Here is a 15,090-nt window from a genome sequence, read left to right on the forward strand (position 1 = left end):
ATTCCAGACCTGAGCAACCTGGAGTCTCTTGCGATGAGCGGATCCTATATCCATGTGCCGACGCCCTCCGGCGCCTTCGATGCCTACTTCGTGCCTTCCATCGACGGTCGTGGTCCGGGCATCGTGTTGTGCCAGGAGATCTTCGGCGTCAACGCCGCCATGCGGGCCGTCGCCGATCACCTGGCCGAAGAGGGCTACAGCGTGCTGGTGCCCGATCTCTACTGGCGCCAGGCGCCGCGCATCGAACTGGGCTACACCCCGGAGGATTTCGAAAAGGCCTACGGCCACTACCAGGCCTTCGACGAGCACCTGGGGGTGGTGGACATCGGTGCCGCCCTCGACCATTTGCGTACCCTGCCCGAAGTAAGCGACGCCGGGCTCGGCGTGGTGGGCTACTGCCTGGGCGGCAAGCTGGCCTACCTGGCCGCCTGCCGCTTGCGCCAGGTGGCTTGCGCCGTCGGCTACTACGGGGTCGGTATCGAAAATGCGTTGCCGGAACTGGAAGGCCTGAGCGGGCGCCTGGTGCTGCATTTCGCCGAGGCCGACCAATTCTGTCCGGCGCCGGCGCGGGAAGCCATCCTGGCGGCCCTGGCCGAACGGCCGGGTACCGAGGGTTACGTTTACCCCGGCGTCGACCATGCCTTCGCCCGGCCCGCCGGCCATCACTACGACAAGCCCGCCGCGCTGCTGGCCCATGAGCGCACCATCGCCGCGCTGCGCCGCACCATCGGCCCCGACTACAACCTGTCGGCGCTGTGGGAAGAGCACATCCGCCACGAATTCGATACCCGCGACGTGCCGGCAACCATGGCCACCATGGTGCCCGAGCCCTACGTCAACCATATCCCGACCATGACCGGCGGGGTCGGCTATCGCGAGCTGGCGCGCTTCTATCGCTACCACTTCGTGCACGGCAATCCCAAGGACATGAAGCTCACGCCGATCTCGCGCACCGTGGGTGCCTCGCAGATCGTCGACGAATTCGTCATGAGCTTCACCCACGACGAGGCCATCGACTGGATGCTGCCGGGCGTGGCACCCACCGGTCGCTATGTCGAGATCCCCATGCTGGGGGTGGTGAAGTTCCGCGGGCCCAAGCTCTACCACGAGCACATCTATTGGGATCAGGCCAGCGTGCTGGTGCAGATCGGCCTGCTCGACCCCGAGGGCCTGCCGGTGGCGGGCGCCGAGACCGCGCACAAGCTGCTCGACGAGACGCTGCCATCCAACACCCTGATGCCGAGCTGGGCTTCCAGCGCCGGCAAGTCCATCGAGGAGTGAGGCCATGAGTCTGCATTCCCTCGACGGCAAGACGGTGGTCATCAGCGGCAGCGCCACCCTGATCGGCCAGGCGGTGGCCGAGACACTGGTCGCGGCAGGCGCCCGGGTGGCTCTGCTGGACATCGACCCGAATGGCGCGGCCGGTGCCGAGGTGCTGGGCGAAGCGGCCTTTTTCCAGACCGTGGACCTGACCGATGACGCCGCCCTGGCGCTCGCGGTAGCCGCCATCCGCGAACGCTTCGGCGCGGTGGCTGGCCTGGTCAACCTGGCCTGCACCTATCTCGACGATGGTCTGGCTTCGCCGCGCGCTGATTGGCTCAAGGCGCTGGACGTGAACCTGGTGTCGGCGGTGATGCTGGCCAAGGCGCTGCACGCGGATCTCAAGGCACGGCGCGGGTCTGTGGTCAATTTCACCTCCATCTCCGCCGACTGCGCCCAGACCGGTCGCTGGCTCTATCCGGTGTCCAAGGCGGCGCTCAAGCAACTCACCCGCAGCATGGCGCTGGACCTGGCGGCGGACGGTATCCGCGTCAACTCGGTATCGCCGGGCTGGACCTGGTCGCGGGTGATCGCCGAGGTCAGCGGCGGGGATCGCGCCCACGCCGATCGGGTCGCCGCCGACTTCCACCTGCTCGGCCGCCTCGGCAAGCCGGCCGAGGTGGCCCAGGTCGTGGCCTTCCTCTTGTCGCCAGCGGCGAGTTTCGTCACCGGCGCCGACTATGCCGTGGACGGCGGTTATTCGGTCATGGGACCGGAGCGCAACCAGCCGGCCATTCCGCGCCTCGCCGAACGGGAGTAATGCCATGCAGAACCCCTTCTGGCGCCTGTTCAACGGCTTCACCCCCACCCGCAACTCGACTCCCCGGAGAACCTCCATGCGTCGTATCGCCATCGTCGGGGCCGGCCAGGCCGGCCTGCAACTGGGCCTGGGCCTGCTCGCCCAGGGTTATCACGTCACCCTCACCACCAACCGCACCGGCGAGCAGGTGCGCGCCGGCAAGGTGATGTCCAGCCAGTGCATGTTCAATACCTCGTTGCAGACCGAGCGCGACCTGGGGCTGAACTTCTGGGAAGACCAGTGCCCCGCAGTGGAGGGCATCGGCCTGGCCGTCCCCGATCCGGTGCACCTGGACCGTCCCGCCTTCCAGTGGAGCGCCCGCCTGGAGCGCTATGCCCAGGCGGTGGACCAGCGCCTGAAGATGCCGGCCTGGATGGACGAATTCGAGCGCCGCGGGGGTGAGCTGATCATCCAGGACGTCGGCCTGGCCGAGCTGGAAACCCTGAGTGCCAGCCACGACCTGACCCTGCTGGCTGCCGGCAAGGGCGAGGTGGTCAACCTGTTCGCCCGGGATACCGAGCGCACCGTCTTCCAGCAGCCGCAACGCGCCCTGGCGCTGACCTACGTGAAGGGCATGACGCCCATGTCGCCCTATTCGCGGGTGGCCTTCAACCTCGTCCCCGGCGTGGGCGAGTACTTCGTCTTCCCGGCCCTGACCCTGAGCGGACCCTGCGAGATCATGGTCTTCGAAGGTATCCCCGGCGGACCCATGGACTGCTGGCAGGACGTCACCTCGCCGGAACAGCACCTGGAGCGCAGCCTGGAGATCGTCCGCCGCTTCGCGCCCTGGGAGGCCGAGCGCTGCCAGAATCTGGAGCTGACCGACGCCGGTGGCGTGCTGGCCGGACGCTTCACCCCCATGGTGCGCAAGCCGGTGCTGCGCCTGCCCTCGGGCCGGCCGGTGTTCGGCATGGCCGACGCCCTAGTGGTCAACGATCCCATCACCGGCCAGGGCTCCAACAATGCCGCCAAGTGCAGCAAGGTCTACCTGGAGGCCATTCTCGCCCAGGGCGACGCCGCCTTCACCCCTGACTGGATGCACCAGACCTTCGAGCGCTACTGGGACTACGCCGGCGAGGTGGTGAAGTGGACCAACAGCCTGCTGACCCCGCCACCACCGCACATCCTCGACCTGCTCGGCGCCGCCAGCCAGTCCCAGGCCATCGCTTCGAACATCGTCAACGCCTTCGACGATCCCCGGCGGTTCGCGCCCTGGTGGTTCGAGGCGGATGCCTGCCAGAGCTTCATCCGTGAACACCTGAGCCAGGCCGCCTGAGGAACTGACCATGACCATGGACACACTCGAACTCATCGCCGCCGACCCCACCAATCCGCGTGCCTTGCGCAACCTGCTGGGGCAATTCGCCACCGGCGTCACCGTGATCACCACCCGCGGTCGCGATGGCCGCAAGGTGGGCATGACGGCTAACTCCTTCTCCTCGGTGTCCCTGGAGCCGCCGTTGGTGCTCTGGAGCCTGGCGCGCCAGGCGCCGAGCCTGCCGGACTTTCTCGCCGCCAGCCACTTCGCCATCCACGTGCTGGGCAGCGACCAGCACCAGCTATCCGGTCACTTCGCCCGGCCGGCGGAGGACAAGTTCGCCGGCATCGCCCACGTCGAGGGCACCGCCGGGGTACCCCTGCTGGAGGAGGCGGTTGCCACCCTGATCTGCCGCAACCACGTCCAGTACGAGGGCGGCGACCACCTGATCTTCCTTGGCGAGATCGAGCACTACCGACACAGCGGCGGAGAACCGCTGGTCTTCCACGCTGGCCAGTACCGGGTTGCCAGCGCGCATCCGGCGCTGAGCGCCTGAGCCTCGGCAGCGCCCGTCGATGCCACTCGATCGGCGGGCGCTGCCCTTTCGAATCTGCCTTTCGCGAGCACGAACAGCCGTATTCAAGGAGCCTTGCATGACCCGGATTCGCTATCTTTCCCTCGCCGGCGCCCTGGTCGCCGGGACCGCCCAGGCCTATGACCTGCCGGTGGTCAACCTCGGCCTCACCAGCTTTCTCGACGGCGGTCTGCCTGCGGGCAACGGCTGGTACCTGCAGCAGTATTTCCAGAACTACAGCAGCCATCGGCTGACCGATCAAAACGGAGATAAGCTGGGGCTGCCGAAGACCAAGCTGGACTACCAGGTATCGGTGACCCAGCTCAGCTACGTATCGGACCTGCGCCTGGGCAACGGCAACCTGGGTCTGAACATGTTGCTGCCGGTGGTGACGCGGATGAAGGTCGACGACGGCCTGAACAACGCGGCGCTCAAGGACCAGGGTGGCGTGGGCGATCTGCTGATAGGGCCCTTCATCCAGTTCGATCCGGTGATGGGCGCCAATGGCCCGCGGTTCGTCCAGCGGGTGGAATTCCAGATCAACGTGCCCACCGGCGAGTACGACCGCGACAAGGACATCAACCCCGGCAACCATGCCTGGTCGCTGGACCCCTATTGGGCCGCCACCTACTGGTTCACCCCGAACTGGACCGTCTCGGTGCGTGCCCACTACCTCTACAACTTCAAGAACGACAAGCCGAGCTATGCCTTCGGCGACGTCTCCGACATCCAGGCCGGCCAGGCGCTGCACGCCAACTTCGCCACCGAATACGCCGTCACCCCGCAACTGCGCCTGGGCATCAACGGCTATTGGCTCAAGCAGATCACCGACACCCAGGTCGATGACCACGACGTCTCCGGGCGCCGCGAGAAGGTCTGGGCCATCGGCCCCGGCGCCATGTACAGCTTCTCCAAGGATGACCACCTGGTGGCCAACGCCTATTTCGAGCAGGACGCCGAGAACCGTCCGGAGGGCAGTCGGGTGCAGGTGCGCTACGTCCATCACTTCTGACCGGACGGAGTTCAGCTCCCTTCGTCCTTTTCAAGCCTGCCGGGATGGCAGGCTTCTTTTTTTGCTCCGTCCCGGCTGGCGGCGGCGATTGCAACGGCTGCTGGCGGGATACCCGAGTCATTGCCGTTTTGCGAGGTCGCCATGTCCAACGACGCTCTGATCTGCCGTACCGATCGCCAGGGGCTCATCACCTTCTGCACACCGGCTTTCGCCGAGGCCCACGGCTATACCGCCGAGACCTTGCTGCAACGACCCATTGCCTGCCTGCGCCATGACGAGGTGCCGGCTGAACTGTTCGCTCGGCTCTGGCAGAGCCTGGAGCGGGGTGCGCCCTGGTGCGGGCCCCTGTGCAATCGTCGCGCGGACGGTGAAGCGCTGTGGCTGGAGGTCTACATCAAGCCGGTCTACGACGCCCAGGGCCTGAGCGGCTACGGCGCGCTCTATCGTCCTTTGGTGGACGCCGAACGGGAGCGGGTACGTCGTGGTTATCGCCGCGTTGCCCGCGGCGGTCGGCCCGCGGGTGGCTTACCGAGTTGGGGGGCGCTCTGGCCGGCGCTACCCGTCGTGGGGTTGGCATTTCTAGGTAGCCTGCTGTTGGACGACCCGTTGTTACGCAGCGGCTGCTGCGCCGGGCTGACCCTCACGGCGGCAGTCTTACCCTGGGCGTGGCAACAGCGGCGACTCGCCGCGGTGCTGACGAGTTGGCCGAAGGTCTGCAGCGATCCCTGGCTGGCCGGCTTCCGCCCCGAACGGGGTATGGCGGCGCGCCTGGCCCTGGCCCTGCACAGCGAAGAGCGCCGGCTGCAAACGGCGCTGGCACGCATTGGCGGAGCGGGGCGGCAGGTGCGGACGCGCGCCGAGGAGGTCGGCGGCCTGATCCGTCACGAGCGGCAGCGGCTGGATAGCCAGCGCGAAGTGGATGACCAGACCGCCACCGCGGTCCACGAACTGGCCGCCACCATCCAGGAGGTGACGCGCAATGTCCTGGCCGCAAGCCAGGCCACCACCGCGGCTAGCGCGCAGGCCGACCGGGGGCGTGAGCATGGCGAGGCGTCACAGCGGGCGATCGCTACCTTGCACGAGACGGTTACGGCCAGTGCTGTGGCTGCCGGTGAAGTCGGGGCGGCGGTCGCGAGCATTGATGACTTCACCCACCTGATTGACGGTTTGGCGGCCCAGACCAACCTGCTGGCGCTCAATGCCGCCATCGAAGCGGCGCGGGCCGGCGAGGCGGGACGGGGTTTCGGCGTGGTGGCCGAGGAGGTACGCAATCTGGCCGCGCGCAGCCAGGATGCCACCGCGGCCATTCGGCCGCTGCTGGAGCGGCTGCGCCAGGCCAATCAGGTCAATCGCGATCAGGCCGAGCGCTGTCGGACGTTGGCTGAAAACACCGGCGAGCAGATCGCCCAGACTTCGCAGCGGTTGGTGGACGTGGACGTCTCGCTCAAGCACATCGATGACCTCAGCCGGCAGGTCGCCGCCGCCATGCTGGAGCAGGAGCAAGTCATTGCGGTACTCGACGAGCAACTCCAGGCGACCGCGGTGGCCACGGCGAGCAGCGCCGAACGTATCCAGGCGGTCGAACGTTTGGGCCTGGAGCTGGGGCGGCAGGCCGAGTCCCTGCATTTGTTGGCGGTGCATTTCGATCGCTGACCGGAAACGACCGAGCCCGGCAGGGTGGCTACCGGGCTCAGGTTGAAACGGCGGAATCACCGCGTAGACGCACTCTGCAGAAACTTCTCGCTATACAGCCGCGTCTCCTCGCCCAACCCCTGCTGGTCGAGCCAGGTCTTGACCGCTTCCACCATTGGCGGCGGGCCGCAGAGATAGAGGTCGCAGGCCTGGTCGGTGAGGAAGCGGCGGTCGAAGTGCTCGGGGATGTAGCCGCTGAGGCCCTGCCAGGCCGGGCTCGGCTGGCTGACCACCGGTTGGTAGTCGAAGTCGGCGATGCGCGCGCGATAGGCCTCCAGGCGTTCGCCTTCGCAGAGATCCTGCTCCTGGGTGACGCCATAGAACAGCCGCACCGGCTGGCCGCAGCCGCCTTTTTCGGCCATCTCGTCGAGCATGCCGAGGAAGGCAGACAGCCCTGTACCCCCCGCCACCAGCACCAGCGGCCGCTCCACCTGGCGGAGATAGAAACTGCCCAGGGGCGCCTCCAGCTCCAGGCTGAGGCCCGGCTGGCAGCGCTCGCGTAGGAAGTTGCTCATCACCCCGTCCGGCAGCAGGCGGATGAGGAATTGCAGCTGGTTCTGCGCATTGGGCCGGTTGGCGAAGGAGTAGGCGCGCCAGTCATCGGTACCGGGGATACGCAGCCGCGCGTACTGGCCCGGGAGGAATTGCAGCTGCCGGGAAGCAGAGCTGGCGTCGAGGTGCAGGATGGCGGTGGTGGCCGAGACCAGCTCCACCGAGGTCACCTGGGCGGTGATGCGCTCGGGCTCGGCGGCGTGGCAGAGGCTGGAGTCGTGGTCGAAGTAGAAGGCGGCGTCGGAGGTCACCCGGGTCTGGCAGGCGAGCACCTTGCGTTGCGCCAGGTCCCGCTCGGAGAGGGCTTCCTCGTCGACGTAATCCTGGCTGTAGGCGCCGGCTTCGCAGCGCCCCTGGCAGGTGCCGCAGACGCCTTCGCGGCAGTCCAGCGGCAGGCTGATGCCCTGGCGCAGGGCAGCGTCCAGCAGCAATTCGTTGGGCTTCACCGCGATGAACAGCGTCTTGCCGTCGGCGAAGCTCAGAGCGACGTTGTGGCTCATGGCGGTGGCCTCAGAGATGGTAGAAGTCGAGCACGGAGTTGATGGTGTCGTTGAGCAGTAGCACGTGCTTGCGGGTAATGCGGAAATCGCCGCCCACCTCGCGCAGGTGATAGGTCACCTGGCCATGGAACTGCTCGGAGACGCCATGCCGGGTATAGAGCGTCTGCCAGCCGGCGCGGACCTCCAGTTGCCCATCGTCACGGTGGGCGACGCGCACGTTGCTAATCTGGTGCAGGGTGCGCGGCAGCGGCGTGGAGGCAGCCGACTTGCCGGTGCGCAGGCGGAACACCCGGTCCTCCAGGCCGGATCTATCGGCGTAGTAGATGTAGGAGAGTCCCTGGGTGGGGTCCTGCACGTATTCGTGCTCGCTGACCCACTGCGGCAGGTGGAAGACGCTGCCGGCATCGAACAACTCCAGGTAGGCGTCCCAGTCCTGGGCATCGCAGAGCGCGGCCTTGCGATAGAGGAACTGTTCCACGGCGTATTGCAGGTTCGGATTCATGCCGACACCTCCGTCGGTTGCAGGGCCTTGAGCGCCAGGCCATCGAGCAGGAAGCGCTGCCAGGCGCCATGCTGGTTCACATAGAGGCCTTCATGGGTGAATTCGGTACCGGTGAGCACCGGCTGGATGCCCAGGGCCTCGCTGTTCACGGTGGGGCCGGCGGTCCAGCGGTGATGGCCGCGGGAGATGTCGTTCCAGCGCTCCAGGCGGGCCTGGAAGCCACGCTGGGCCTCGCGGAATTCCACCAGGTCGTCGGGCGTGCCCATGCCCGAGACGTTGAAGAAGTCCTCGAACTGGCGGATGCGATTGGTGCGGTCGGCCGGGGCCTCGCCCTTGACGCCGATGCACTGGCTGATGATCTCGGTCTTGTTCCAGGCCAGCGGCCGCACGATGCGCAGCTGGGAGCTGATCTGGTCCATGAAGAACAGGCTGGGGTAGATGTTGAGGTTGCGCAGGCGATGCATCATCCATTCGGCGCGGGCCTGGCCGTATTCCTCCACCAGGCGCGGCATGACGCTGGCGTAGCCGGGGCGCACGGCGGGGTTGGGCATGTCGCTGAACAGCAGGCTGTGGCCGTTCTTGAAGGAGAACCAGCCATCGTCGGTCTCGGCATCGCCGGCGCCGAGCTTGCTGTAGTCCAGGGTGCTGCTGGCGCTGCCTTTCTCGGCATTGACCTGCTGGCGGTGCTGCACGGTGGAGACGTAGTTGTAGTGCACGGTACTGACGTGATAACCGTCCAGGCCGTTCTCGTTCTGCAGCTTCCAGTTGCCGTCGTAGGTGTAGGTGGACTTGCCCGGCAGGATCTCCAGCTCACCGGTGGGGGACTGGGCCACCATCATGTCGAAGAACACCTTGGCATCGCCCAGGTAGTCTTCCAGGGAGTCACTGCCCTGGGTGTCCAGGCTGACGAAGACGAAGCCCTTGTAGCTCTGGATGCGCGCCTTCTTCAGGCCGCGGGTGGCCTTGTCGAAGCCATCGGGGTATTCGCCCGGTGCCTTGACCTTCACCAGGCGGCCGTCGCTCTTGTAGCACCAGGCGTGGAACGGACAGGTGAAGGTGGACTGGTTGCCGCGCGCCACGCGGGTGAGGGTGGCGCCGCGGTGCTGGCAGGCGTTGATCAGCGCATGCAGCTCGCCGTTGCCATCGCGGGTGATGATCAGCGGTTGGCGCCCGGCGCGCATCGTGACGAAGTCGTGGGGCTTGGCGATCTCGCTTTCGTGGCAGGCATAGATCCAGACCTTCTCGAAGATCAGCTCCATTTCCAGCTCGAACAGCTCGGGTTCGGTGAAGAGATCGCGGGCGATGCGATAGACGCCGTCGGCCGGACGGAAGTCCAGGCAACCTTGGATGTAGTCCTGCCATTGGGCAATGCTGCGGATGCTCATCAGGGGTGTCCTCTAGGGTGAGACTCGCCTCGATTGAAGCCCCGCCACCCCAACCCCTCTATCCGCTTTTTCGCTGATCGCTAGCCGAATTTTTTCGCTCGCCGGACTGGCCTGCACTCTGCGGATAGTGGCGGCGGCACGCGGCGTGCAGCATGGAACCAGCCAGCGGAGGAGACCAGCATGCAGCAGACGAATTTCGAGGTGCAGACGCATAGTGGCCAGGTCGCCGAGGCCTGTCGCTGGATGAGCGCAATGGCCGGTCCGCATCGCCTGGAAACCCGCAGCGGCGCCGAATTGAGTTTCCACCACCAAGGGCTGCGACTGCCGGGCCGGGCCACGGTGCTGGGGCGGATCGGCTATGGCGCTGCGGTGCAGATCGGCATCGACGCCCTGGATGCCTATAGCCTCAGCCTGCCGCTGCAGGGCCGCCAGTCGCTCGCCAGCCGCGGCGCGCGCGTGCGCTCCGACAGCCAGTGCGGAATGGTCGTCGCGCCCCATGAATGGCAGCGGCTGGACATGGCCGCCGACTGCCTCAAGCTGCAGGTGGTGATCCGCCGCGAGGCCCTGCAGGAGGTGGCGGAGGGCCTGCTGGGCCGGCCCTTGGCGGCGCCCCTGAGCTTTGCCGGCGAGATGGAACTGGCGCGCCCGGCGGTCGCAGCCTGGTGGCAGGGTGTGCGCCAATTGCTGGATGGATGGAGCGCTGTCCAGGCGCTCTACGGCCAGCCGGCGCTGGCCAACGATTTGGAGGTGATGCTGCTCAAGGGCCTGCTGCTGGCCCAGCCGCACAACTACTCCGCGGCTCTGGAGGAAGGCGTGGGGACCGGCTACCCCGAGTTTCTCCTGCGGGCGCGGCGTTATCTCGAAGCCCATGCGCGGGAGAATCCCTCGCTGGAGAGCCTGGAACGCGTGGCCGGGGTGTCCCGCGCCAAGCTCTACGCCAGCTTCCGCCGCTATCACGGCCAGCCACCCATGGCCTATCTCAAACGGCTACGATTGGAAGAGGTTCGGCGCCTGCTGCTGGCGCGTCGTGAGGGCGCCAGCGTTTCGCGCATTGCCTTGGATTGGGGCTTCGAGCACCTGGGGCGCTTCGCCAGTGACTACCGCCAGGCGTTCGGCGAGACGCCGTCCCAGACCCTGGCGGGACGGCGTCTCGACTAGCCGGAGAGCGCGCCGCGAAAACGGCGGGTTTCCGAGGGAGACTCGCCGTAGCGGCGCTTGTATTCCTGAGCGAACCTGCCGAGGTGGGCGAAGCCCCACTTGTAGGCGGTGTCCGTCACCGACTCCACTCGCCCGCTGCGCAGCTCTTCATGCACCCGCTCCAGGCGCAGGTCGCGAAGGTAGTGCATCGGTGTGGTGCCGCGATAGGTGCGGAAGCCGGCGAACAGGGTGCGGACGCTGACGCCGCCGTGCTCGGCCAGGGTTTCCACGCTCAGCGGCTCGTGCAGGTGCTCGGCGATGTAGGCCTCGATGCGCTTGATGAAGTAGGGCGAGACATTGCGCTCCCGCGTGCCTTCCAGCTGGCCATGCAGCGAATGCGGCTGGCCATAGAGCAGGGCGTTGAGCAGGGAGGATTCGAATTGCTTGAGCACCAGCGGCTGGTGGATAGGATGCGCCGGGTCCGCCAGGCCCTCCATGAGCAGGCCGAGCAACTGCAGGAAGTAGCTGCCGCCGGCTTGGCGCAGGTCCAGGCGCGGATCGAATTGCGGCAGGCGGCCCTGCTGGGGCAGGTGCTGGGCGCAATGATGTTCCAGGTCGCTCCGCTCCAAGCGCAGCACCAACTGGGCGGCACCGCCGTACCACCTCATGCGCACCGGTAATTCCGGCGAGAGCAGGGCGGCGAGGTGCGGTGAGGACTGGAAGTCCATCGCCCCGCAATGGATGTCGGCGCCACCGGCGAGGGGGATCTGGATGAGATAGAAGTCCTGCAGGCACTGCGGATCGATGTCGACGTCGGTGCCGTATTCCAGGCGATTGAGCGACAGCCGCCCGCGGCTGACGTGGTGCAGGCTGGCGCTGACGCTGTCGCCGCGGTGCACCGGCTTCAGCTCGTGGGGCTTGAACACCTTGCTGACACCCTGGCAGGCCGCATCACGATCGGCGACCAGGAATTGCAGGCTGTTCGAACAGAACAGGCTGGTCTGGCGAAAGCGCTCACCGCTCTCGGAAGGTGCGGACTCATGGAGCATTGTTACCTCCTTGCACACAGGCGTGGCCCCCTGCACCCTTTTGTTCCCCACCCACTGCAGTAAACGGATAGTCACTGCAGTCAGCGGATAGTGATCGGGTAACAGGGCTCGTTCTTGGCCGCTGTTGGACGGCTCTGAGCAGGGGTTTGCAATGCATGGGCCAAGCGAGGCGTCTGGCCAGGCTTTATGGGCGAACAGCGGTCAGTGGCAGGACGGCAACGCTGGCAGCTAGCCCTCGTCGTGGCGCAGGCGTCCGTGTTCGCTGCGTACCGCCGCCATGAAGGTCTGCATGGCCGAGGATTGCACCCGGTGGCGCCGACGGATCAGGCCATAGGGAGGCAGTCGCGGCTCGAAGGCAATGGGTAGCACCGCCAGCAGGTGGCGGCCGGGATAGTCGTTGACCACCGACAGCGGCGTGACCCCAAGCATGTCGGTCTGCTGGACCAGCGCCAGCAGGGTCATGATGGAGGTGGTCTCGACGATGCTGCCGGGGATATCGACCCGTGCATCGTGGAAGGCCTGGTTGATGATGGCGCGCATCGGACTGGGATGCTGTTGCAGCACCCAGGTGTGCTCCTGCAATTCGCCCCAGGTGAGGTGAGTGGCCTGGGCCAGCGGATTCTGCGCCCCGGCGATCACGCAGAGCACCTCTTCGCCGAGGCTGTCGAACAGCAGCTCCTCGGCGCGAGTGCCGGTGGGGATGCGGCCGAGCACCACGTCCAACTGGTCCTGCAAGAGCGCCTGGACCAGCACATCGCTGGTATCCACCTGGATCGACATGGACAGCCGCGGATGGCTCTGCTTGAGCGTGGCGATGGTGCGGGTCAGCAGCCCCGAGGCCAGCGCCGGGATGGCACCCACCGCGACGCGGCCGAGATTGCCCGATTCCAGGGCCACCAGTTCTTCGCGCATGCCCGAGAGTTCGGCGAAGACCATGCGCGCGTAGTAGATCACCGTCTCGCCGAAGGCCGTGGCGCGCATGCCGCGCGGCAAGCGCTCGAACAGTTCGACACCCAGCAGGCTCTCGATCTCGTGGAGCATCTTGGTGGCCGCCGGTTGGGTCATGCCGATGTCGTCGGCGGCGCGGCGCAGCGAGCCGAATTCCGCGAGGGCCAGCACCAGGCGCAACTGGCGCAGACGCAGGCGGCTATGGATGGTGTGGGCGTCGGGAATGCGGGTCATGCGGGCGCGCCGTGGGGCTGAGGAGCTGGCTACGTTAGCGCAAAAGCCGGCGTCTGGCGCGGCCTGCCCACGCCAGACGGGGATGTTCACGAGGGTCGTACCTTGGCTTGGGGTTGTCCTCGACGCGCGACCTGGAGCAGCCGTGCCAGCAGCGGCCAGCAGAGCATCAGCAGGGCGGCGGTGGTCAGGCTGCCCACCAGGGGGTTGGACCAGAAGATGCCCAGCTGGCCATCGGAGAACAGCATCGATTGGCGAAAGGCGTCCTCGGCCTTGTCGCCCAGCACCGCCGCCAGCACCAGCGGGGCGATGGGATAGCCGAGCTTCTTGAAGGCATAGCCGAGCAGGCCGAAGCCGAGCATCAGCCAGACGTCGAACAGGCTGTTGTGCACCGAGTAGGCGCCGATCACGCAGACGGTGAAGATGATGGGCGCGATGATGCAGAAGGGGATGCGAAGGATGGCGGCGAACAGCGGTACCGTCGCCAGCACCACGATCAGGCTGACCACGTTGCCGAGGTACATGCTGGCGATCAGGCTCCAGACGAAGTCATGCTGTTCGGCGAACAGCGTCGGGCCGGGGTGCAGGCCCCAGATCATCAGGCCACCGAGCATCACCGCCGCGGTGGCCGAACCGGGAATGCCCAGGGTCAGCATGGGTAGCAGGGCGCTGGTGCCGGCGCTGTGATCGGCGGTCTCCGGGGCGATCACCCCTTCCAGTTCGCCCTTGCCGAAGCCGTCGCGATTCTTCGAGAAGCGCCGGGCCAGGCTGTAGCTCATGAAGGAGGCCGCCGTGGGGCCGCCCGGGGTCACGCCCATCCAGCAACCGACCAGGGCGCTGCGCAGCCAGGTCAGCCAATAGCGCGGCAGCTGCTTCCAGGTCGCGAGCACGGTCCTCAGGGTGATGCGTGCCTGCTCGCCACGAAAGACCAGGCCTTCCTCCACGGTGCAGAGGATCTCGCCGATGCCGAACAGGCCGATCACCGCCACCTCGAAGCTGATGCCCGAGAGCAGCGCCGGCTGGTCGAAGGTCAGGCGCAGGTTGCCGGACACCGTATCCATGCCCACCGCCGCCATGGCGAAGCCGATCATCATAGCCGCCACCGTCTTCAGCGGCGGATTCTTGCTCATGCCGATGAAGGTGCAGAAGGCCAGCAGGTAGACGGCGAAGAATTCCGGCGAGCTGAATTCCATGGCGAAGGCGGCGATGCGGCTAGAGAGGAAGGTCAGCAACAGCACCCCGACCAGGGCCCCCAGCAGCGCCGAGGTGAAGGCCGCCGTCAGGGCCTCGCCGGCACGCCCCTGGCGCGCCAGGGGATAGCCATCGAAGGTGGTGGCCACCGACGAGGGTTCGCCCGGGATGTTGAACAGGATGGAGGTGATGGAACCGCCGAACAGCGCGCCCCAGTACATGCAGGAGAGCAGGATGATGGCGGAGGTGGGGCTCATGGTGAAGGTCAGGGGCAGCAGCAGGGCGACGCCATTGGGCGCGCCCAGGCCGGGCAGCACCCCGACCAGGATACCGAGCAACACGCCGATCACCATCAGCGCGATATGGTGGAAGGACAGGATCATGCCCATCCCGTGCATCAGGGAATCGAATTCGCTCATGACAGGGTCCTCAGCAGGCGGGCGAGGTCGGCCAGGGGACCCGCATCCAGCGGCACCTTGAACCAGAGGGCGAAGATCAGGTAACTGGCCAGGCTCACGCCGCCGGCGGTCGCCAGGATCTGCCAGACGCCATAGCGTCTTTGCCGCTGCCGATCCCGCGCCATGAACCAGGCGATGAACAGGAAGGCCGTGAGATAGAGACCGAGCAGCGGCAGGGCGACGACGAAGGCCAGCATCGGCAGGAATACCCGTAGCACCTGGCCGAAGGCGGCGCGCTCGACGAAGGCCGTGCGCAGCGCCTGCCAGCGCCATAGGGTCTGCAGCGCCGTGGCCAGGCTGGCCAGGGCCAGCAAGAGGCCGATGTAGAAGGGGAAATAACCCGGTTCCGGACCGGCATCGCCCCAACCGATGCCCTGTTCCAGACTGCCGATCATCACGATGCCGCCGAGCCCGGCGGTAAAGCCCGCCAGGCCCAATTCCACCCAGCGGGTGGCGATCAGGGAATCTCCGGCCATGGCCGT

Annotated in this window: 14 protein-coding genes; 7 read left to right on the forward strand and 7 right to left on the reverse strand. The window is 66.7% G+C overall.

Annotated features, from left to right (window positions below; translation table 11 throughout):
* The first annotated feature begins 33 nt into the window (after positions 1-33).
* The 6 genes from CCZ28_RS03045 (at position 34) to CCZ28_RS03070 (ending at position 6,616) form a co-directional block, all read left to right on the forward strand.
* On the forward strand, positions 34-1,281 hold the full coding sequence (locus tag CCZ28_RS03045; protein ID WP_140215795.1) for a dienelactone hydrolase family protein: 1,248 nt from the start codon (positions 34-36) through the stop codon (positions 1,279-1,281).
* A gap of 4 nt (positions 1,282-1,285) precedes the next feature.
* Positions 1,286-2,080: an SDR family oxidoreductase gene (locus tag CCZ28_RS03050; protein WP_140215797.1), complete on the forward strand. Its 795-nt coding sequence runs from the start codon at positions 1,286-1,288 to the stop codon at positions 2,078-2,080.
* Between the two features lie 76 nt (positions 2,081-2,156).
* Entirely contained in the window at positions 2,157-3,395 is a 1,239-nt protein-coding gene (locus CCZ28_RS03055) for a styrene monooxygenase/indole monooxygenase family protein (RefSeq protein WP_140221265.1), read from the forward strand.
* 10 nt (positions 3,396-3,405) lie between these two features.
* Complete coding sequence (locus CCZ28_RS03060) at positions 3,406-3,933, forward strand: flavin reductase family protein (protein ID WP_140215799.1); 528 nt, start codon at positions 3,406-3,408, stop codon at positions 3,931-3,933.
* 97 nt (positions 3,934-4,030) lie between these two features.
* Positions 4,031-4,963, forward strand: a complete 933-nt coding sequence (locus tag CCZ28_RS03065) for a SphA family protein (RefSeq protein ID WP_140215801.1) — start codon at positions 4,031-4,033, stop codon at positions 4,961-4,963.
* Between the two features lie 141 nt (positions 4,964-5,104).
* Positions 5,105-6,616 (forward strand): methyl-accepting chemotaxis protein, encoded by a 1,512-nt coding sequence (locus CCZ28_RS03070; RefSeq protein ID WP_140215803.1) that lies wholly within the window; start codon positions 5,105-5,107, stop codon positions 6,614-6,616.
* 56 nt (positions 6,617-6,672) lie between these two features.
* On the opposite strand, the gene antC is transcribed toward CCZ28_RS03070, so the two are convergent.
* Genes antC through antA form a run of 3 tightly spaced genes read right to left on the reverse strand, consistent with a single transcriptional unit; the run spans position 6,673 to position 9,594 of the window.
* Entirely contained in the window at positions 6,673-7,707 is a 1,035-nt protein-coding gene (antC, locus tag CCZ28_RS03075; protein ID WP_140215805.1) for an anthranilate 1,2-dioxygenase electron transfer component AntC, read from the reverse strand.
* A gap of 10 nt (positions 7,708-7,717) precedes the next feature.
* Complete coding sequence (antB, locus tag CCZ28_RS03080; RefSeq protein WP_140215807.1) at positions 7,718-8,209, reverse strand: anthranilate 1,2-dioxygenase small subunit; 492 nt, start codon at positions 8,207-8,209, stop codon at positions 7,718-7,720.
* On the reverse strand, positions 8,206-9,594 hold the full coding sequence (gene antA / locus CCZ28_RS03085; RefSeq protein ID WP_140215809.1) for an anthranilate 1,2-dioxygenase large subunit: 1,389 nt from the start codon (positions 9,592-9,594) through the stop codon (positions 8,206-8,208). The genes antB and antA overlap by 4 nt, the downstream gene beginning before the upstream one ends.
* 180 nt (positions 9,595-9,774) lie before the next feature.
* Here antA and CCZ28_RS03090 point away from each other — a divergent pair, with 180 nt between their 5' ends.
* Complete coding sequence (locus CCZ28_RS03090) at positions 9,775-10,752, forward strand: AraC family transcriptional regulator (RefSeq protein ID WP_140215811.1); 978 nt, start codon at positions 9,775-9,777, stop codon at positions 10,750-10,752.
* On the opposite strand, the gene CCZ28_RS03095 is transcribed toward CCZ28_RS03090, so the two are convergent.
* From CCZ28_RS03095 to CCZ28_RS03110, 4 genes are all read right to left on the reverse strand, one after another.
* Positions 10,749-11,780, reverse strand: coding sequence for an AraC family transcriptional regulator (locus tag CCZ28_RS03095; RefSeq protein ID WP_140215813.1), 1,032 nt, complete (start codon positions 11,778-11,780; stop codon positions 10,749-10,751). The genes CCZ28_RS03090 and CCZ28_RS03095 overlap by 4 nt on opposite strands.
* A 228-nt stretch (positions 11,781-12,008) precedes the next feature.
* A complete protein-coding gene (locus CCZ28_RS03100; protein ID WP_140215815.1) occupies positions 12,009-12,962 on the reverse strand; it encodes a LysR family transcriptional regulator in 954 nt (317 codons plus the stop codon).
* An 86-nt stretch (positions 12,963-13,048) separates the two neighbouring features.
* Positions 13,049-14,569 carry a tripartite tricarboxylate transporter permease gene (locus CCZ28_RS03105; RefSeq protein WP_140215817.1) on the reverse strand — a complete coding sequence of 507 codons (1,521 nt, stop codon included), beginning with the start codon at positions 14,567-14,569 and terminating at the stop codon, positions 13,049-13,051.
* Complete coding sequence (locus CCZ28_RS03110) at positions 14,566-15,084, reverse strand: tripartite tricarboxylate transporter TctB family protein (protein ID WP_140215819.1); 519 nt, start codon at positions 15,082-15,084, stop codon at positions 14,566-14,568. The genes CCZ28_RS03105 and CCZ28_RS03110 overlap by 4 nt, the downstream gene beginning before the upstream one ends.
* Between the last annotated feature and the right edge of the window lie 6 nt (positions 15,085-15,090).

Origin of the sequence: Pseudomonas oryzihabitans, assembly GCF_006384975.1 — a bacterium.
GTDB classification, from domain to species: Bacteria; Pseudomonadota; Gammaproteobacteria; order Pseudomonadales; family Pseudomonadaceae; genus Chryseomonas; species Chryseomonas psychrotolerans_B.

Coding starts and splice junctions, on each gene's coding strand:
- CCZ28_RS03045 (WP_140215795.1), top strand. CDS start 34: ATGAGCGGATCCTATATCCATGTGCCGACGCCCTCCGGCGCCTTCGAT.
- CCZ28_RS03050 (WP_140215797.1), top strand. CDS start 1,286: ATGAGTCTGCATTCCCTCGACGGCAAGACGGTGGTCATCAGCGGCAGC.
- CCZ28_RS03055 (WP_140221265.1), top strand. CDS start 2,157: ATGCGTCGTATCGCCATCGTCGGGGCCGGCCAGGCCGGCCTGCAACTG.
- CCZ28_RS03060 (WP_140215799.1), top strand. CDS start 3,406: ATGACCATGGACACACTCGAACTCATCGCCGCCGACCCCACCAATCCG.
- CCZ28_RS03065 (WP_140215801.1), top strand. CDS start 4,031: ATGACCCGGATTCGCTATCTTTCCCTCGCCGGCGCCCTGGTCGCCGGG.
- CCZ28_RS03070 (WP_140215803.1), top strand. CDS start 5,105: ATGTCCAACGACGCTCTGATCTGCCGTACCGATCGCCAGGGGCTCATC.
- antC (WP_140215805.1), bottom strand. CDS start 7,707: ATGAGCCACAACGTCGCTCTGAGCTTCGCCGACGGCAAGACGCTGTTC.
- antB (WP_140215807.1), bottom strand. CDS start 8,209: ATGAATCCGAACCTGCAATACGCCGTGGAACAGTTCCTCTATCGCAAG.
- antA (WP_140215809.1), bottom strand. CDS start 9,594: ATGAGCATCCGCAGCATTGCCCAATGGCAGGACTACATCCAAGGTTGC.
- CCZ28_RS03090 (WP_140215811.1), top strand. CDS start 9,775: ATGCAGCAGACGAATTTCGAGGTGCAGACGCATAGTGGCCAGGTCGCC.
- CCZ28_RS03095 (WP_140215813.1), bottom strand. CDS start 11,780: ATGCTCCATGAGTCCGCACCTTCCGAGAGCGGTGAGCGCTTTCGCCAG.
- CCZ28_RS03100 (WP_140215815.1), bottom strand. CDS start 12,962: ATGACCCGCATTCCCGACGCCCACACCATCCATAGCCGCCTGCGTCTG.
- CCZ28_RS03105 (WP_140215817.1), bottom strand. CDS start 14,569: ATGAGCGAATTCGATTCCCTGATGCACGGGATGGGCATGATCCTGTCC.
- CCZ28_RS03110 (WP_140215819.1), bottom strand. CDS start 15,084: ATGGCCGGAGATTCCCTGATCGCCACCCGCTGGGTGGAATTGGGCCTG.